At 72.9% G+C, this 18,057-nt stretch carries 11 protein-coding genes; 5 read left to right on the top strand and 6 right to left on the bottom strand.

Going from position 1 to position 18,057, the window contains the following annotated elements:
- From ACFQ79_RS36245 to rpmB, 6 genes are all read right to left on the bottom strand, one after another.
- Positions 1-1,433, bottom strand: a 1,433-nt coding sequence (locus tag ACFQ79_RS36245; RefSeq protein ID WP_383591457.1) for a type I polyketide synthase, incomplete at its 3' end; no start/stop codon positions are given.
- A 169-nt stretch (positions 1,434-1,602) separates the two neighbouring features.
- Entirely contained in the window at positions 1,603-11,115 is a 9,513-nt protein-coding gene (locus ACFQ79_RS36250; RefSeq protein WP_383591460.1) for an SDR family NAD(P)-dependent oxidoreductase, read from the bottom strand.
- A gap of 539 nt (positions 11,116-11,654) precedes the next feature.
- Positions 11,655-12,029 carry a hypothetical protein gene (locus ACFQ79_RS36255; protein ID WP_383591462.1) on the bottom strand — a complete coding sequence of 125 codons (375 nt, stop codon included), beginning with the start codon at positions 12,027-12,029 and terminating at the stop codon, positions 11,655-11,657.
- Positions 12,030-12,067: 38 nt separating this feature from the next.
- On the bottom strand, positions 12,068-12,646 hold the full coding sequence (locus tag ACFQ79_RS36260) for an RNA polymerase sigma factor (protein WP_383591465.1): 579 nt from the start codon (positions 12,644-12,646) through the stop codon (positions 12,068-12,070).
- A 320-nt stretch (positions 12,647-12,966) separates the two neighbouring features.
- Positions 12,967-13,272 carry a 30S ribosomal protein S14 gene (gene rpsN / locus ACFQ79_RS36265; protein WP_383591468.1) on the bottom strand — a complete coding sequence of 102 codons (306 nt, stop codon included), beginning with the start codon at positions 13,270-13,272 and terminating at the stop codon, positions 12,967-12,969.
- Entirely contained in the window at positions 13,272-13,508 is a 237-nt protein-coding gene (gene rpmB / locus ACFQ79_RS36270; protein WP_383591471.1) for a 50S ribosomal protein L28, read from the bottom strand. Before rpmB ends, rpsN begins: the two co-directional genes overlap by 1 nt.
- A 79-nt stretch (positions 13,509-13,587) precedes the next feature.
- On the opposite strand from rpmB, the gene rpmG reads away from it, so the two are divergent.
- The 5 genes from rpmG to ACFQ79_RS36295 all read left to right on the top strand — a co-directional run bounded on the left by rpmG (position 13,588) and on the right by ACFQ79_RS36295 (position 17,972).
- Positions 13,588-13,752, top strand: coding sequence for a 50S ribosomal protein L33 (gene rpmG / locus ACFQ79_RS36275; RefSeq protein ID WP_209497550.1), 165 nt, complete (start codon positions 13,588-13,590; stop codon positions 13,750-13,752).
- A 110-nt stretch (positions 13,753-13,862) separates the two neighbouring features.
- Positions 13,863-14,108, top strand: a complete 246-nt coding sequence (locus ACFQ79_RS36280) for a type B 50S ribosomal protein L31 (RefSeq protein WP_383591474.1) — start codon at positions 13,863-13,865, stop codon at positions 14,106-14,108.
- Entirely contained in the window at positions 14,108-15,268 is a 1,161-nt protein-coding gene (locus tag ACFQ79_RS36285) for a CobW family GTP-binding protein (RefSeq protein ID WP_383591477.1), read from the top strand. The genes ACFQ79_RS36280 and ACFQ79_RS36285 overlap by 1 nt, the downstream gene beginning before the upstream one ends.
- Before the next feature lie 33 nt (positions 15,269-15,301).
- Positions 15,302-15,538 carry a 30S ribosomal protein S18 gene (gene rpsR, locus ACFQ79_RS36290; RefSeq protein ID WP_383591480.1) on the top strand — a complete coding sequence of 79 codons (237 nt, stop codon included), beginning with the start codon at positions 15,302-15,304 and terminating at the stop codon, positions 15,536-15,538.
- A 178-nt stretch (positions 15,539-15,716) separates the two neighbouring features.
- The gene (locus tag ACFQ79_RS36295) at positions 15,717-17,972 is read left to right on the top strand and encodes a choice-of-anchor A family protein (protein ID WP_383591483.1); all 2,256 of its coding nucleotides are present in this window, start codon (positions 15,717-15,719) and stop codon (positions 17,970-17,972) included.
- The last annotated feature ends 85 nt before the right edge of the window (positions 17,973-18,057 follow it).

Raw genomic sequence — 18,057 nt, forward strand, 5'->3', positions numbered from 1 at the left:
GCGTCCGCGGAGCCCGCTTCGGCCGTGACCGGCTCGGTCGCGGGGGCCTCGGCGAGGATGACGTGGGCGTTGGTGCCGCTGATGCCGAACGACGAGACACCGGCGCGGCGCACGCGGTCCTCGACGGCGGGCCACGGGCGGGGCTCGGTCAGCACCTGCACGCCGCCGGACTCCCAGTCGACGAGGTCGCTGGGCCTGCTCACGTTCAGGGAGGCGGGCAGCTCCTGCTGCCGCAGGGCCATCACCATCTTGATGACGCCACCGACACCGGCGGCCGCCTGCGCGTGCCCCAGGTTGGACTTCAGCGACCCCAGCATCAGGGGCTGACCACCGTCACGCCGGCTGCCGTAGGTGGCGAGCAGCGCCTGCGCCTCGATCGGGTCGCCGAGGACGGTGCCGGTGCCGTGGGCCTCGACCGCGTCGACTCCGGAGAAGGAGACCCCGGCGTCCTGGACGGCGGCGCGGATGACACGCTCCTGAGCCGGACCGCTGGGCGCGGTGAGTCCATTGGAAGCACCGTCCTGGTTGACGGCCGTACCGGCGACCACGGCAAGGACGTCATGACCCAGCCGTCGGGCGTCGGACAGCCGCTCCACGACCAGGACACCGACGCCCTCGGCCCACGCCGTACCGTCCGCGTCCGCCGAGAACGACTTGCAGCGCCCGTCCGCCGCCAGACCCCGCTGACGCGAGAACTCGACGAAGATGCCGGGCGTCGACATGACCGTCACACCGCCCGCGAGGGCGAGCGAGCACTCGCCGGACCGCAGGGCCTGGACGGCGAGATGCAGTGCGACGAGCGAGGAGGAGCACGCCGTGTCGACCGTCAGCGCCGGTCCCTGCAGGCCGAGGGTGTAGGCGACCCGGCCCGAGGCGACGCTCGACGTGGTGCCCGTCAGACCGAATCCGGCGGCGCCCGCCGCCGCCTCGCCGAGCCGCGGACCGTACTCCTGGGCGATCGCGCCGAGGAACACTCCCGTCGACGTGCCGTGCAGCGTTCCGGGGGCGATTCCGGCCCGCTCCAGGGCCTCCCACGACACCTCGAGGAGCAGCCGCTGCTGCGGGTCCATCGCCAGCGCCTCACGGGGAGCGATCCCGAAGAACGCGGGGTCGAACTCGCCGGCGCCGCTCAGGAATCCGCCGTCGCGCACGTACGACGTGCCGGAGTGGTCCGGGTCCGGGTGGTAGAGACCGTCGAGGTCCCAGCCGCGGTCGGTGGGCAGTCCGGAGATCACATCGCGCTGCTCGGCGACGACCTTCCACAGCGCCTCGGGGGAGTCCACCCCGCCCGGGTAACGGCACCCCATGCCGACGACCACGATCGGATCGTTCACGCCGGCCTCCAGTTCACGGACCCGCTGACGGGACTGGTGGAGGTCGACGGTGAGGCGCTTGAGGTATTCGACGAGTTTGTCGTTGTCCGGTGTTGTCATGACGATGATGCCCCCGTAGGCGTCGTGAAGCTGTGCGTGTGCGCGGTCCGGGCACGGCACGCCCGTGGGATGAGCCGGGGCGTGCCGCGCGCGGCCGACAGGACGGGCGTACCGAGGTCCGGGCCCGTGCGATGCGCGGGTGGAATGGTGGTCGGAGTGGTGATCGGGGTCAGAGTTCGGAGTCGATGAACGCGAGGAGCTCGTCGACCGAGGCCGACTCGACCCGTGCGGCCAGATCCTTGTCGTCGGCCTGGGTCCGCTGAGCCGGTACGCGGGCCGCCAGGGCCTGGAGTCGTTGGACGATCTCGTCCCTGACGTCGTCCCGGGTGTCGTCCGGCAGGTCGGCGAGCGCCGCTTCGAGGCCGTCGAGTTCGACGAGCCCGGGTGCGGCCTTCGTGTCGTCGGAGGCGGCGGATTCCGCCTCGGCCGGGGCCAGTTCGGTGTGCAGTTGGACCACGACCGCGATCGGCGTGGGGTAGTTGAAGAGGAAGGTGGCGGGGAGGCGCAGACCGGCGCTGGTCTGCAGCCTGTTGCGGAGTTCCACGAGCGTCAGGGAGTCGCAGCCCATGTCCTTGAAGGACCGGTCGGCGGGAATGCCGGACGCGGTGGACCGGCCGAGCACGGCGGCGGTCTGCACCCGGACGAGATCGAGGAGCAGTTCCTCCCGCTCGGTCGGGGCCAGTGCGGCGATCCGGTCACGCAGCGTCGCGGTCGTCGGGGCCGCGGCGGTGGCCGCCGCCCGGGCCGGTCGCGGAGCGGCCGGTGCCAGGTCCCGCAGCACGGTGGGCAGTCGGGTGCCCAGGGCGCCGAGGGCGGCTCGGTCGAGCGGGGCGGGGACGAGGGCGGCGGCGTCCATGCGCAGTGCCGCGTCGAGCAGGGCCAGGCCCTCCGTCCGGTCGATGGGTGCGAGACCGGTCCGGGCGAGCCGGCCCCGGTCGGCCTCGGACAGGGACCCCGCCATTCCGGCGGCGCCCGGTCGTCCCGCCGTGTCCGCCCACATGCCCCAGGCCAGGGAGAGCGCGGGGAGGCGCCGGGCCCTGCGGTGCTGGGCCAGGGCGTCCAGGTAGGTGTTGGCCGCGGCGTAGTTGCCCTGGCCGGCGCCACCGATGACCCCCATGACGGAGGAGAAGAGGACGAAGGCGGCGAGGTCGTGGTCCGCGGTCAGCTCGTGCAGATTGCGGGCCGCGGTCGCCTTGGGGGCGAGCACCGTGTCGAGGCGCTCCGGGGTGAGGGTGGTGATCACACCGTCGTCGAGCACTCCTGCCGCGTGGACGACAGCGGTGAGCCGTACGCCGGTGAGCAGCTGCGCGAGGGCGTCGCGGTCGGCGGTGTCGCAGGCGGCGAGAGTCACCTGCGCACCCAACCCGGCCAGTTCGGCGGCCAGTTCCTGCGCGTCCGGGGCGTCGGGCCCGCGGCGGCTGACCAGGAGCAGACGGCGGGCGCCGTGCTCGGTGACCAGGTGCCGTGAGACGAGCCCGCCCAGGGCGCCGGTGGCACCGGTGACCAGGACCGTGCCGTCCGGGTCGAGGGCCGCCGGCAGGGTGAGGACCACCTTGCCGATGTGCCGGGCCTGGCTGACGTGCCGGAACGCCCCGGGCGCCCGGCGTACGTCCCAGGTGCTCAGCGGCAGCGGAGTGAGCGCCCCCGAGGACAGCAACCGCAGCACGTCCGTGAGGAGTTCGGCGATCCGCTCGGTGGGCTCCTGCAGCAGGTCGAAGAAGCCGTAGTCCACCCCGGGGTGATCGGCCGCGACCTGTTCCGGCTCGCGCAGATCGGTCTTGCCCATCTCCACGAAGCGGCCGCCGTTCGGCAGCAGCCTCAGGGAGGCGTCGATGAACTCACCGGCGAGCGAGTTCAGTACGACGTCCATGCCGCGGCCCCCGGTGGCCGCACCGAACGCCGACTCGAAGTCCAGGGTGCGGGACGACGCCAGGTTCGCGCCTTCCAGACCGAGGGGACGCAGGGCGTCCCACTTGCCGGGGCCCGCCGTGCCGTACACCTCCGCCCCGAGGTGCCGGGCGAGCTGGACGGCGGCCATCCCGACACCGCCGGCGGCGGCGTGGATCAGGACGCGCTCGCCCGCGGTCAGGCCGGCGAGGCCGACCAGGGCGTGGTAGGCGGTGAGGAACACGATGGGCGCGGACGCCGCCTGGGCGAAGGTCCAGTCGGCGGGCATGACCGCGACCCGCCGGTGGTCGGCGACGCCCACCGGGCCGAATGCCCCGGAGAACAGGCCCATGACCCGGTCGCCGACGTCGAGACCGGTGACACCGGGCCCGACCTCGGTGACCACGCCGGCGCCTTCGAGGCCCAGCAGGCCGGGGTCGCCGGGGTAGAGACCGAGGGTGTTCAGGACGTCGCGGAAGTTGACGCCCGCGGCGCGCACGGCGATGCGTACCTCGCCGTCGGCCAGCGGGGCCAGGGCCTCAGGGCAGGGTTCGAGCGCCAGGTGGTCCAGGGTTCCGCGGTCGCGGACCCCGAGCCGCCAGGCGGTGACCCCGGCCGGGGGGACGAGGGAGCCGTCGGCCGTCGCCCGGCCGAGCATCGGCACGAGCAGTTCATCGCCACGTACGGCGAGTTGGTGCTCGGCGTCGATCAGCGGCAGTGCGGTACGGCAGTCGGCGGCCGACTCCACGTCGAGCAGTCCGACGCGCCCCGGGTTCTCGGTCTGCGCCGAGCGGGCCAGACCCCATACGGCGGCGAGGTCGGGGTTCACCTCGGCGTCCGCCGCCGTGGCCACGGCGGCCCGGGTGACGAGCACCAGCCGGGAGTCGGCGAGCCGGTCGTCGGCCAGCCACTCCTGGAGGAGGGCGAGCGCACGGTGCACGGCGGTCCGTGAGCCGGCCCCCGATCCGTCGGCACGCTCTCCGAGGCCGGTGACGTCTCCGGAGTCGTCGAGGTCCGCGAGCGGTGCGAAGACCACCGCGGGGGCGGGAAGGCCCGTGCCGAGGGCCCGGCCCAGGGTCGCGAGATCGGCGTACGGCGCACCGACGCCCAGGTCGGCGGCGCCCAGCGAGGCGGCCGACGGCGACGGTTCACGGTCCACCGTGGCCGGGATCCAGTCCAGCCGGTGGAGGGACCGCGGGACGGCCACCTCGTCGCTCACCGGGCGCAGGACCAGCTCCTCGACCTCGGCGACGACCGCGCGGGACTCGTCGAGCAGGGTCAGCGACACCGCGTCCGGCCCGGTGCGGGTGATGACCACGCGGGCGGTACGGGCGCCGGGCTGACGGACCGTCACCCCGTGCCAGGAGAAGGGCAGCAGGCGACGGTTTCCGTCGTCCAGCGCCGTCATGACGATCGGGTGCAGGGCCGCGTCGAGCAGCGCCGGGTGCAGCCCGTACGAGGCGGCGTCGGTGACGGACGGCGGCAGGGCGACCTCGGCGACGAGGTCCGTGCCGTGCCGCCGCGCGGTACGCAGGCCCTGGAAGACGGGCCCGTACGCGTACCCCGCGGTGGCCAGCTCGTCGTAGCAGCCGTCGACGGCCAGCGGCTCGCCCTCGGTGGAGGGCGGGCCCGCCGCGGTCACGGTGGCCCCGTCGTGCGGGGCGAGGGCTCCGGTGGCGTGCAGCGTCCACGGCTCGACGGCGCCGTCCGGCGCCTCGGTGCGGGCGTGCACGGTCAGCGTCCGCTGTCCGTCGTCGCCGGGTGCGGCCACGGCGACCTGTACCTCGGTGCGGCCCTCTTCGGGGATCACCAGCGGGGCGAGCAGGGTGAGTTCGGCGACCCGGGGCATGCCGGTCTCCGAACCGGCGCGGGCGGCGAGTTCGAGGAAGGCGGTGCCGGGCAGCAGGACCGAACCGAGGACGGCGTGGTCGGCGAGCCAGGGGTGGGTGCGGCGGCCGAGCCGGGCGGTCAGGACGACCTGACCGGATTCGGCGAGCTCGACGGCGGGGCCGAGCAGCGGGTGACCGGCCGCCCCTTCGGTGCCGCGCGCGGTCAGCCAGTACCGCTCCCGCTGGAAGGCGTACGTGGGGAGTCCGGGCTTCGGTCCGGGGCCGAACACGGCCTCCCAGTCCGGGCCTCGGCCACGGACGTGCAGGGCGCCGAGCGCGGCGGCCAGGGTGCGCTGCTCGGCCCTGCCGCGCCGCAGCACGGGGACGAACGCCGACGCGTCGTCGTCGAGGCAGTCCCGGCCCAGCGCCGACAGCACGCCGTCCGGGCCGAGTTCGAGGAAGGTCCGCATGCCGAGGCCGTGGAGCGCCGCCAGGCCGTCGGACATCCGCACCTCCCGACGCACCTGCCGCACCCAGTAGTCGGCGTCGGCCTCGACGGGTCCGCCGGTGACGGTGGACACCATGGCGATGCGCGGCTCCGCGTACGCGACGCCCGCGGTCACGGCCGCGAACGCGTCGAGCATCCCGTCCATGCGGTGCGAGTGGAAGGCGTGGCTGACGACGAGCCGGCGCGTCTTGCGGCCGGAGGCGGCGAACGCCTCGGCGACCTGCTCGACGGCCTCGACGTCGCCGGAGACGACGACGGCCAGGGGGCCGTTGACGGCGGCGACGCTCACCTCGTGCTCGCGGCCTTCGAGGAGGGGGAGGACCTCCTCCCGCGAGGCCTGGACGGCCAGCATCGCGCCACCGGCCGGCAGCGCCTGCATGAGCCGGCCGCGCGCGGCGACCAGGACGCAGGCGTCCGGCAGGGTGAGGATCCCGGCGACATGGGCGGCGGCGAACTCGCCGATGGAGTGCCCGAGTACGGCGTCCGGAGCCAGGCCCCGGTGCTCGAGCAGCCGGAACAGCGCCACCTGGAGGGCGAAGAGGGCGCACTGGGTGTTCTCGGTCCGGTTGAGCGCCTCGGCGTCGTCGAACATCACCTCGCGGATCGGCGGGGTACCGGGAACGGAGCTGCGGCAGGCGTCGAGTTCGGCGCACACCGCGTCGAGGGCGGCGGCGAAGACCGGCTCGCTCTCGTACAACTCGCGTCCCATGCCGACGCGTTGGCTGCCCTGACCGGTGAAGAGGTAGGCGAGGCCGTCGTCGGGCCGTGCCGTGCCGAGCGTCAGCGCGGAGTGCGGTTCGCCCCGGCCGAGCGCGGCCAGCGCCGCGACGGCCTCGGAGCGGTCCTCGGCGGTGACGGCAGCGCGGTGGTCGAGCGCGGTACGGGTGGTGGCCAGGGCACGGCCGAGGTCACGGCCGGACATCTCGGCAGGGGTGTCCAAAGCGTCGACAGGGGTGTCCAAGGCGTCGACGAGTGCGGTGGCCTGGGCGCGCAGCGCCGCCTCGGTGCGGCCGGACAGCACCCACAGGGGCGCCGAGCCGTCGTCCGCGGAGCCGGCTTCGGCCGTGACCGGCTCGGTCGCGGGGGCCTCGGCGAGGATGACGTGGGCGTTGGTGCCGCTGATGCCGAAGGACGAGACACCGGCGCGGCGCACGCGGTCCTCGGTGGCGGGCCACGGGCGGGGCTCGGTCAGCACCTGTACGCCGCCGGACTCCCAGTCGACGAGGTCGCTGGGCCTGCTCACGTTCAGGGAGGCGGGCAGCTCCTGCTGTCGCAGGGCCATCACCATCTTGATGATGCCGCCGACTCCGGCGGCGGCCTGGGCGTGTCCGAGGTTGGACTTGAGGGAGCCGAGCATGAGGGGCCGGTCGTCCTCGCGTTCGCTGCCGTAGGTGGCGAGCAGCGCCTGCGCCTCGATCGGGTCGCCGAGGACGGTGCCGGTGCCGTGGGCCTCGACCGCGTCGACTCCGGAGAAGGTGACTCCGGCGTCGGCCACGGCGGCGCGGATGACGCGCTCCTGAGCCGGACCGCTGGGTGCGGTGAGGCCGTTGGACGCGCCGTCCTGGTTGACGGCCGTACCGGCGACGACAGCCAGGACCTCGTGTCCGAGGCGTAGGGCGTCGGACAGCCGCTCCACGACGAGCACACCGACGCCTTCGGCCCACGCCGTACCGTCCGCGTCGGCGGAGAACGACTTGCAGCGGCCGTCCGCCGCGAGACCCCGCTGACGCGAGAACTCGACGAAGATGCCGGGCGTCGACATGACCGTCACACCGCCCGCGAGGGCCAGGGAGCACTCGCCGGACCGCAGGGCCCGTACGGCCAGGTGCAACGCCACCAGGGACGACGAGCACGCCGTGTCCACCGTCAGCGCCGGTCCCTGCAGGCCGAGCGTGTAGGCGACCCGGCCCGAGGCGACGCTCGACGTGGTGCCCGTCAGACCGAACCCGGCCGCACCCGCCCCCGCCTCGCCGAGCCGCGGACCGTACTCCTGGGCCATCACACCGGCGAACACACCCGCCTGGGAGCCGCGCAGTGAGTGCGGGGCGATTCCGGCCCGCTCCAGGGCCTCCCAGCACGTTTCGAGGAAGGCGCGCTGCTGCGGATCCATCGCCAGCGCCTCACGCGGCGAGATCCCGAACAGCTCGGCGTCGAACTCCGCCGCGCCGTCGAGGAAGCCACCGTTGCGCACATAGGTGGTGCCCACGTGGGCGGGGTCGGGGTGGTAGAGACCGTCGAGGTCCCAGCCGCGGTCCGCAGGGAAGGCCGAGATGACGTCGCGCTGCTCGGCGACGACCTTCCACAGCGCCTCGGGGGAGTCCACCCCGCCCGGGAAGCGGCACCCCATGCCGACGATCACGATCGGATCGTCGTCCTGGCGGGCGCGGTCCTCGGGGACCGCCGCGTCCTGCCGCCCGTCGGCCAGGACCGCGGCCAGGGCGGCGGGGCTGGGGTGGTCGTACACCACGGTCGTGGGGAGTCTGCGCCCGGTGGCGGCGACGAGCCGGTTGCGCAGCTCGACGACCATCACCGAGTCGATCCCCAGCTCCTTGAACGTCCGCCGCGGCTCGATCTCGGCGGCGGAGTCGTAGCGCAGCACGGCGGCGGTGTGCGCCCGCACCAGCTCCAGGGCGGCCGGGCCGGTCAGCGACCGCGTCGGCTCGGTGTCCCGGGCCTCCTCCGTGTCCTCCGGAAGGTCCGGGGCCGGGACGGAGGCCATGGGTGTCGGCGCGGTGCCGGCCGGTGTCAGCGCGCGGGCGGAGGCGGTCTGACCGGTGATCCAGTGGCGGCGCCGCTGGAAGGCGTACGTCGGCAGCTCGGCGCGCGTGCCGCCGGAGGGCAGGACGGCGGACCAGTCCACCTCCGCGCCGTGGCAGAACGCCTCGCCGAACGCGAGCAGCAGCCGCTGCGGGCCGCCCTCGTCGCGGCGCAGGGTGCCCAGCGCGGCGACCGGCAGGTCCGCGGCCTCCGCGGTCTGCTGGACGGCGAGCGCCAGCACGGGGTGCGGGCTCATCTCGATGAACAGCTCGTGTCCCGCGTCGAGCAGCGCGCGTACGGCGGGCTCGAACCGCACGGGTTCCCGCAGGTTGCGGTACCAGTAGTCGACGTCCAGCTCGGACCCGTCGAGCGCCGTGGCGGTCACGGTCGAGTGCAGCGGCACGCTTCCGGTGCGCGGTGCGATGCCGGCCAGCTCGGCCGGCAGCGTGTCGCGCACGGCGTCGACGTGCGGGCTGTGCGAGGCGTACGCGACCGGCACACGGCGGGTACGGACGTCCTCGCCGTACCGGGCGGCCAGGGCGTCCAGGGCGGCTCCGTCACCGGCGACCACGGTCATGCCGGGCGAGTTGACGGCGGCCACGCTCAACCCCGGGTGGGCCGCGAGGTCTTCGCGCACCCGGTCGGCGGGCAGCGACACGGTGAGCATCCCGCCGCCGCGTCCGGCCAGCGCGCCGAGGGCGGCGCTTCGTACGGCGACCAGTCGGGCCGCGTCGTCCAGGGAGAGGGCGCCGCTGACGGTGGCGGCGGCGATCTCGCCCTGCGAGTGGCCGACGACCGCGGCCGGTGCGACGCCGGCCGCGCGCCACAGCGCGGCCAGACCGACCATCACGGCCCACAGCGCGGGCTGCACGACGTCGTCACGATCGAGCGCGGGGGCGCCGGGGCGACCGCGCAGCACATCGGTCAGCGACCAGTCGCGGTACGGGCGCAGCGCGCGCTCGCAGTCCTCGACGACCCGGGCGAAGACGGGGGCGCCGTCGAGGAGTTCGGCGGCCATGCCGGCCCACTGCGAACCCTGGCCGGGGAAGACGAACACGGCCCCGCGGACGGCCTGGTGGCTGCTGCCCTGCACCGTGCCCCGGTCGACGCCGGCGTCGGCGACCGCGTCGAGGGCGGCCAGCAGTTCGTTCCGGTCGGTGCCGACCAGGACGGCCCGGTGGCTGAAGGCGGTCCGGTCGTGCGCGAGGGCCCGGGCGATTTCGGCGGCGCCGAGATCCCGGTGCGCCGCGAGGAATTCGCGCAAACGCACCGCCTGGGCGCGCAGCGCCTTGTCGCCGCGCCCGGACAGGACCCAGGCGAGGGATTCGGAACGATCCGAATCGTCCCTCTGAAGCGGCTTGTCCGGCTCGATCTCGACGGCCGATGCGGTGTCCTTCGGCCATGATCCGAGCACCAGATGACAGTTGGTTCCGCCCATTCCGACCGATGTCACACCGGCCACGAGAGGCCCGTCGGGCTGCGGCCACGGTCCTGTTTCGGTGGCGGCGGTGAGCCGGAGATCGGCGAAAGGAATCTGCGGATTCGGGGTCTCGTAGTTGAGGGTCGGGACGAGTTCCCGCTCGGCGAGGCAGAGGATCGTCTTGACAAGCCCCGCGATGCCCGAAGCGCCTTCGAGGTGGCCGATGTTCGTCTTGACGGATCCGAGCCTGAGGGGATTGTCCGAGGAGCGGGAGGAGGCGAAAACAGCGCCCAGAGCAGATGCTTCGATGGGGTCGCCGACCCGGGTGCCCGATCCGTGTATTTCTACGTACTGTGCTTGTTCCAGCGGTATTCGCGCATTATCCCAGGCATCGCGTATGACGCGTTCCTGTGCTTTTCCATTGGGGGTGGGAAGCGTGTCGCTCGCGCCGTCGCTGCCGACGGCCCCACCGTGCAGCACGCAGTGGATGCGATCCCCGTCGGCCAGGGCCCGGCTGAGGAGTTTCAGCGCCACCACGCCGCCGCCCTCGCCCCGGACGTAGCCGTTCGCCCGGGCGTCGAGTGCGTAACATCGCCCGTCGGGCGAGAGGCTGCCGAAGGCGGCCAGGGCGTGCGTGCTCTCCGGCGCGAGGTTGAGGTTGACGCCGCCGGCGAGGGCCACGACCGACTCCCCGCGGCGCAGGCTCTCGCAGGCCAGATGCGCCGCGACCAGCGCGGATGACTGTGCGGTGTCGACCACCATGCTGGGGCCCCGGAGCCCGAGGGCGTACGAGACCCGGTTGGCGATGATGCCCCGGTGCAGCCCGGTCACGGTGTGCGCGGAGGTCGCGTCGGGTCCGGCCGCGTGCGTGAGGGCCGTGTAGTCGTCGGCGATCGCGCCCATGAAGACGCCGGTTGCGGTGTCGGCGAGGGTGGCCGGAACGATGCCGGAGTCCTCGAGCGCCTCCCAGGCGAGTTCGAGGACGAGCCGCTGCTGCGGATCCATCGCGGCTGCTTCACGCGGGGAAATACCGAAGAACTCGGCATCGAACGTGTCGACCCTGGGCAGAAAACCACCGGGGCGCGGCGAGCCGTCGGCTAAGGAGGCAAGGTGTGCGCGATCCGCGGGCGGCGCGGCTATGGCGTCCCGGCCGTTCCTGAGAAGATCCCAGAATTCGGCGGGGTTCGCCCCGCCGGGAAAGCGGCAGGAAAGCCCGACGACGGCGACCGTCCGGTCGTCGATCCCACCGGGTACCTGCTGCGACGGTCCATCCTGGACCATCGGTAACCGCTTTTCCGCCGCACCGCCTGAAGGGCCTCGTACCGCGCTGTCTGATGGCGTTGCTGCCGCCTGGATTTGGGCATGGCGGATCATGGTTTTCTTGCTCCCCCCGTGAAGCACGATCAACGGCACGGCCGACTCGGCGGCCCAGCCTGAGTCAATCTCGATTTGGACCCTAGCATCGAGTCGGCGCGCCGTAAACCAATGGCAAGAGTGCGCGAGTTGGTCCAAGAATCAATATGCCGGTAAACGGGGGGACCGGCGTCGAGGGCCTATCTCGCGTAACCGCGCAGTTAACCACACGGAAACAGCGCGTACGTGTGAGCACGCGCTTTCTCGCTGCGGAAGGCTTATGCCGACGAAGAACAGCGGGCCTTCCGGCAGCCCATTCCTTCCGGCCCGGCTGCCTCACCCAGGTCGGTCGACGAGGGCGAGAATCGGCCGGGCCGAAGGTCCGGAAACCCTGGTTTCGAGACCACGGGAAGCCGGCGGAGCCTGCGTGTGCGGTGCACGCGGTCCACGGTCTGGTCGTGGACCGGTCACCGGGAGGCGGCCGGGACGTCTCTGTCGGCCGCCGGCTCGCCCGCGGCCTTCGCCGCCGGGTCCGCCTTGGTGAGGGTGCAGACGCCGTCCACGCACTGGCGCTCCAGCCGACCGCGCGAGATCGTCTGCGCCAGGCCGACCATCCAGCAGGTGGGGCAGCCGCGGAAGGCGATCAGGGCGAGCGGGGCCGCGAGCAGCGTGGCCGGCCCGGCGACGGGCACCATGGCGATCGAGCCGATGATCAGCCCGAAGCCGATGACGCCGCGCGCCAGATGGCGCGGGACGGACTTGCTGGCGAAGTTCATGTCGTTCGCCGGGGCCTTCGTGGTGACCCGGATCTGGTCGCCCTGTGCGGGCTTCACGATGTTCACGGTCGTGACTCTCCTCCGACGGGTGGTCGATGGCTCGATCAAGCCGCCTGGTCGGTGGCCTGTTCGGGTTGGTCGATCGCTTCCAGTGACTGACGCACCGTCGCACGGGCTCGGTGCAGCCGGGACTTCATCGCGGCGTTGCTCAGACCGAGGGAATGAGCGACGGTCCTGCCGGGCAGGCCCTGGATGTCCCGCATGATCAGGACCTGCCGCTGGTCGCGGGGCAGTGCGCCGACCGCGGCCGCGATCCGCTCCACTTCCAGCCTGTGCAGCACCGCTTCCTCGGCGGACGGTTCCGCGGACGCCTCCGGCTCGGCCGGCGGCTCGTCCTTGCGATGGACGAGGAACCGCACCTGCCGGAGGCATTCGTTGCGCACGATCCGGAACATCCAGGAGGCGAGCGCACCGGTGGCCCGCAGGGTGCCGATCTTCCGGTAGAGGATGATCAGCGCCTCCTGCGCGGCGTCCTCGGCGTCCTGGGGCGAGGCGCACAGCGACTTGGCGAACTTGCGCACATGAGGCTGCGATTCCATGACGACGGTGGTGAGCGACGTGACGTCGCCGTCCTGAGCAGCCTTGATCAGCCGCTCGTCCGGCCAGGAGAAACGTGGGTTCATGTGGCTACTCATACCCGGCGGGCGCCCCGTGCGCAGACACTCGTCAGCTTCGGCTCTTGTAGCGCCGCATGAGGTGCCAGCTGCACGCGCCCACGAGCAGGACTCCGATGACTACGAGGGCCGTGACCATTGTGTTCCTCCTGTTGCTCCGCCGGCGCGTTCGGCCGGTACACACATAAGAGACGGCGACCCCCCAAGAGGATTCAGCTCCGGCCGAAGTTTTTCCGCCGCGCACCGCTCGGGGCCGTCCAGAGGTGTCGTACCGGTCCGCGACGCCGGCGTCGGGCCAGGTCAGAGCCTGTGCCAGGGGCTCCGGGGGACTACCAGGAGGACTTGGTGACGCCGGGAAGGAAGCCCGCGTGCGCCTGCTGCCGGGTGCGGACCCGGGAGAGTCCGAACCTCCGCAGGTAGCCGCGGGGCCGGCCGTCGACGCCGTCGCGGTTGCGGACCCGGGTGGCGCTGGCGTCGCGCGGCTGCCGGTCCAGCTCCTCCCGCGCGGCCAGGCGCTGCTCCGCGGTCGACGACCGGTGGCGGAGGATCTCCGTCAACTCGGCCCGCCTCGCGGCGTACCGCTCGACGATCGCCTTGCGCTTCTCGTTCCGCGCGATCTTGCTCCGCTTCGCCATCAGACCTTCCCTCCGCGCGCCCGGATCCGGGCCACGGCGGCCTCGATGCCGATCGAGTCCACCGTCCTGATCGCCCTGGCGCTCAGGGTCAGCCGGACGGTGCGGCCCTCGCCGGGCAGCCGGTAGCGCTTGTGCTGGATGTTCGGGTCGAAGCGGCGCGAGGTGCGCCGGTGGGAGTGGGAGATCGCGTTGCCGAACCCGGGCTTGGCGCCGGTCAGCTGGCAGTGGGCGGACATGGGTGATACCTGCCTCTCTCTGTGGCCGTCGTCGGCCATCGCTTATTGGAAATGAAAACCGTTGCCATATACTAGCCTCATGGCACGCAACGAACTCCGCCCCGTCATCAAGCTGCGCTCCACCGCGGGCACCGGCTTCACCTACGTCACCCGCAAGAACCGGCGGAACGACCCCGACCGGCTGGTGCTGCGCAAGTACGACCCGATGGCCCGCCGTCACGTCGACTTCCGCGAAGAGCGCTGAGCACTCCCGCCCCCGGAGCCGCACGGAGCGGCTCCGGGGGCGGAAGCGCGGCACGGAAGAGCCCCACACGAAAGCCCCGCAGAAGAGCCGCACAGAAGAAAGGTCCTGCCATGAAGCCCGGCATCCACCCCGCCTACGGCCCCGTCGTCTTCCGCGACACCGCCTCCGGCTCCGCGTTCCTCACGCGCTCCACCCTCACCGGCGAGAAGACGATCGAGTGGGAGGACGGACAGACGTACCCGGTCGTCGACGTCGAGATCTCCTCGGTCAGCCACCCCTTCTACACGGGCACCGCCCGCGTGCTGGACACCGCCGGACGCGTCGAGCGCTTCGAGCGCCGCTACGGGGCCCGCTGATGACGCGGGATCCCCGGCTGCCCGTCGTGATCGTCGCCGGGCTCCACTCGGACGCCCGCAAGGAGGTCGTCGACCGCCTCCTGCGGGCCGTCCCCGGCAGCGTCGCACTCCATCACGACCTGACGGGCGCGCCGGACGGCACGGTGCGCCGCCTCGTCCGCGACGCGAGCGGACCCCTGTCCGATGACGGGACCCCCCTCGTCGACGACTGCGCGTGCTGCGCGCTGCGCGAGGACCTCGTACCGGAGCTGGAGCGGCTGGCCGGCGCCGGAACGACCCGGCTCGCCGTGGTCGAACTGTGGGACTCGGTCGAGCCGAAGACGATGGCCGAGGTCGTCGCCGCCCACGCCGGGGACCACCTCACCCTCACCAACGTGATCACGGCGGTGGATCCGGCTCTCGTGCTGCCGTATCTCGGCAACGGCGACGACCTCGCCGATGTCGGCCTGGCCGCCGCCCCCACCGACCGGCGCACCGTCGGCGACACCTTCGCCCGTCAGCTCGAGTACGCGCCCGTCCTCGCCCTCGTCGGCCGGGAGGAGGCGGACGACGAGGACCGTGCGCTGCTCGCCCAGTTGCACCCCACCGCCCGCCGGGTGGCGGCCGACTCGGGGGAGCTGGCCGAGGCCGCCTTCGCCGGCCCCGCCGGTTTCGACGTCGAGGCCGCCGCGGCGGCGCAGCACCCCGCGTGCGCGCTGCTGCCGCAGGACGCGGACGACGCCGGTGTCACGACGCTCGTCTGGCACCGCCGACGCCCCTTCCACCCCGAGCGCCTGTACGCGGCGCTGGAGGACCTGTGCTGCGCCGCAGCGCGCAGCCGGGGCCGGTTCTGGCTCGCCGACCGCCCCGACACCCTGCTGGCCTGGGACGCCGCGGGCGGTGCGCTCTGCGTCGAGAGCGCCGGCCCGTGGCTCGCCTCCCTGCCGGACGCCGCCTGGGAGTTGGTCCCGCCGATGCGCCGGGCCGCCGCCGCCCTCGACTGGCACCCCGAGCACGGCGACTGCTGCCAGCACCTCGTCTTCACCTCGCCGGGACTCGACCGCGACGGACTGGAACGGCTCCTCGAGTCCTGCCTGCTCACGGACGAGGAGTACGCGTCCGGGCCGGACGGCTGGAGGCACCTGCCCGCCGCGTTCGACGCGCTCCTCGACGCCGCCTGACCCACGAACCGCCCGACCCGGAAGGACACCCCCATGGCCCGCCGCCAGGAACCCCGCACGCCCCTGAAGTCCCGCCCCAACCCGCTGGACGCCGCGAAGATCACGTACATCGACTACAAGGACACCGACCTGCTGCGGACGTTCGTCTCGGACCGCGGCAAGATCCGCAGCCGCCGCGTCACCCGGGTCACCGCCCAGCAGCAGCGGCAGCTCGCCGCGGCCGTCAAGAACGCCCGGGAGATGGCGCTGCTGCCCTACGCCGGCCGGTGAGATCCGGGAGAGGGCTGCCCGCCGGTCCGGCTCGGGGAGCGCCCGCCGTCACGGTCCGTCAACCCTCTGCTCCATTCGGCAGGCGTCGTTCATGCCCAGCAGTGAGTGCCGTCCCCGACCGGATCAACCCCGGAGGCCGTGCGTGGTGCTCCGACCTGGGGGAACAGACACTCGCGGCATGAAATCCGATACTCAACGACGCCCGGCGCGCCCTCGGAGGCGTACCGGCGCCGTCGGGCTCGCGTACGCCGTGTCCCTCGTCGCGGTCCCCGCGCTCATGCTCGGCCCGAGCGCGTCCGTCGCGCTCGCGGCTCCCCTTCCCGGCGGACTGGGACCCTGTGTTCCCGGGGACTGCCCCGACGAGTTCCCCGAGATCGACAACGGCGACATCGCCGGACGCGACGACGCGATCAACATCTTCGTCGGGAACGACTTCCTCGTCCGGGGCCGGGCCGCCGAGGCCGAGGGACGGGTCGTGGTCCTGGACGACTTCGACCAGAACAAGGACGCGGCCGCCGGCGGCACGTACAACCTCGGCATCGTCGGCGTGGGATCCCGGGTCCCTCCGCCCGACGGGTCGGCCTTCCTCACCACCGGCGGAGGCGTCACCATCGCCGCGGGCCAGACCCTCGACACGAAGGGCGGCCTCCTGACGGAGCAGGGCATCGTCCGTCACGCGGGCCCGGTCTCGGGAACCGTGACCGGCACGCTGGTCGAGGACGCGAACGCCGTCGTGCCGTACGCCGGACTGCGCGACCAGCTCACCGCGGCCAGTCAGTGCTACGCCCGGGTCGACGGCCGGCCGAGGACGCCCACCGGCACGGCGGTGAACCAGGGCGGCCAGACGCTCTTCACCGGCGACGGGACCTCGCAACTCCAGGTGTTCAACGTCGACTTCGAGATGGAGGGGCCGAACGGTCAACAGGGGATCGTCTTCGCCGACATCCCCGACACGGCGACGGTCCTCGTCAACGTCCTGGGCGACCACGGCAAGATCACCACCTACAGCGGCGGCATCGACGACGACACCGACCCGCTCAACTCCTACCGCGAACGCCTGCTGTGGAACTTCCCCGACGCCACCACGGTGGACCTCGCCGGCACCGGGCAGTTCCAGGGCAGCTTCCTCATCGGCAACCAGACGTCGAGCACGACCGTCACCCTGCCCGGCATCAACGGCCGCTTCTTCACGACGGGTTCCCTCACCCACACCAGCGCGGCATCGGGCGGCGGCGGCCAGGAGTTCCACGCCTACCCGTTCAACGGCGACCTTCCGAACTGCGACGGGACCAACACGGTCACCGGCGAGGTGAGGGTCCTGAAGACGGACGAGGAGTCGGGCGCGGCGCTCGCGGGCGCGACCTTCCAGCTGTGGGAGGAGACGAACGGCGTGCCGGGTCTGCAGACGAGCGGATCGAACCCGGACACCACGCTCGGCGCGCCCTGCACGACGGGCGCGGACGGTCTCTGCGAGCGGACGGTGGAGCCGGGGACGTACTACTGGCAGGAGACGGACGCTCCCGACGGGTACGACCTGCCCTCCTCGGCCGTGTTCGGACCGCTGGTGCTGACGCCGGAGAACGCGGAGGACGGGGTTCAGGTCTCCGCCTCCAACACGCGCACGACGACGACCGGCGAGGTGCGGGTCCTGAAGACGGACGCGGCGTCCGGCGCGGCGCTCGCGGGCGCCACCTTCCAGCTGTGGGAGGAGACGAACGGCACCACCGGCCTGCAGACCTCAGGACCGAACCCCGACACCCAGCTGGGAGCCGCGTGCACGACGGGCGCGGACGGTCTGTGTGAGCGGACGGTGGAGACGGGGACGTACTACTGGCAGGAGACGGACGCTCCCGACGGGTACGACCTGCCGTCGCCGGCCGTGTTCGGACCGCTCGTGCTGACCGAGGCGAACGCCGCCGCGGGCGTGTCCGTCACCGCGGCCAACAGCCGCACACCGGTCACGCCCGGCACCGGCTCGGTCCGGCTGCTCAAGGCAGACGCGGACAGCGGCCTCCCGCTGAGGGGCGCGACCTTCGAGCTGTGGGAGGAGACCAACGGGCGAAGCGGCCTGCAGACGGGCGGCACCGGCCCCGACACCCGCGTCGGGACGCCGTGCACCACCGACGTGGCCGGGCTCTGCTCCTTCGGCGAACTCGAGAACGGCTCCTACTACCTGAGGGAGACCGCCGTCCCGGACGGCTACGTCCTGCCCGCCGACCCGGTCACAGGCCCCTACGTCATCGACGACGACCGGAAGGCCGTGGTGGCCCGGCTGGACAACAGCCGAGCCGACGACCACTGCGAGGACGGGGGCTACGGCGACGAGGGATACGGAGATGAGGGGTACGGCGACGAGGGCTACGGAGACCAGGGGTACGGCGACTCGGGCTACGGCTCGTGCCTCCGCGGCATCAGCCGCACCGGCATCGCCTGATCACCGCCCATCACCGCCCATGACCGCTGATCACCGCTGATCACGGGCCGGACAACGACGAGGCGCGCCCACCGTCCCGAGTGAC

Source organism: Streptomyces sp. NPDC056480 (genome assembly GCF_042795405.1).
Classification (GTDB): domain Bacteria; phylum Actinomycetota; class Actinomycetes; order Streptomycetales; family Streptomycetaceae; genus Streptomyces.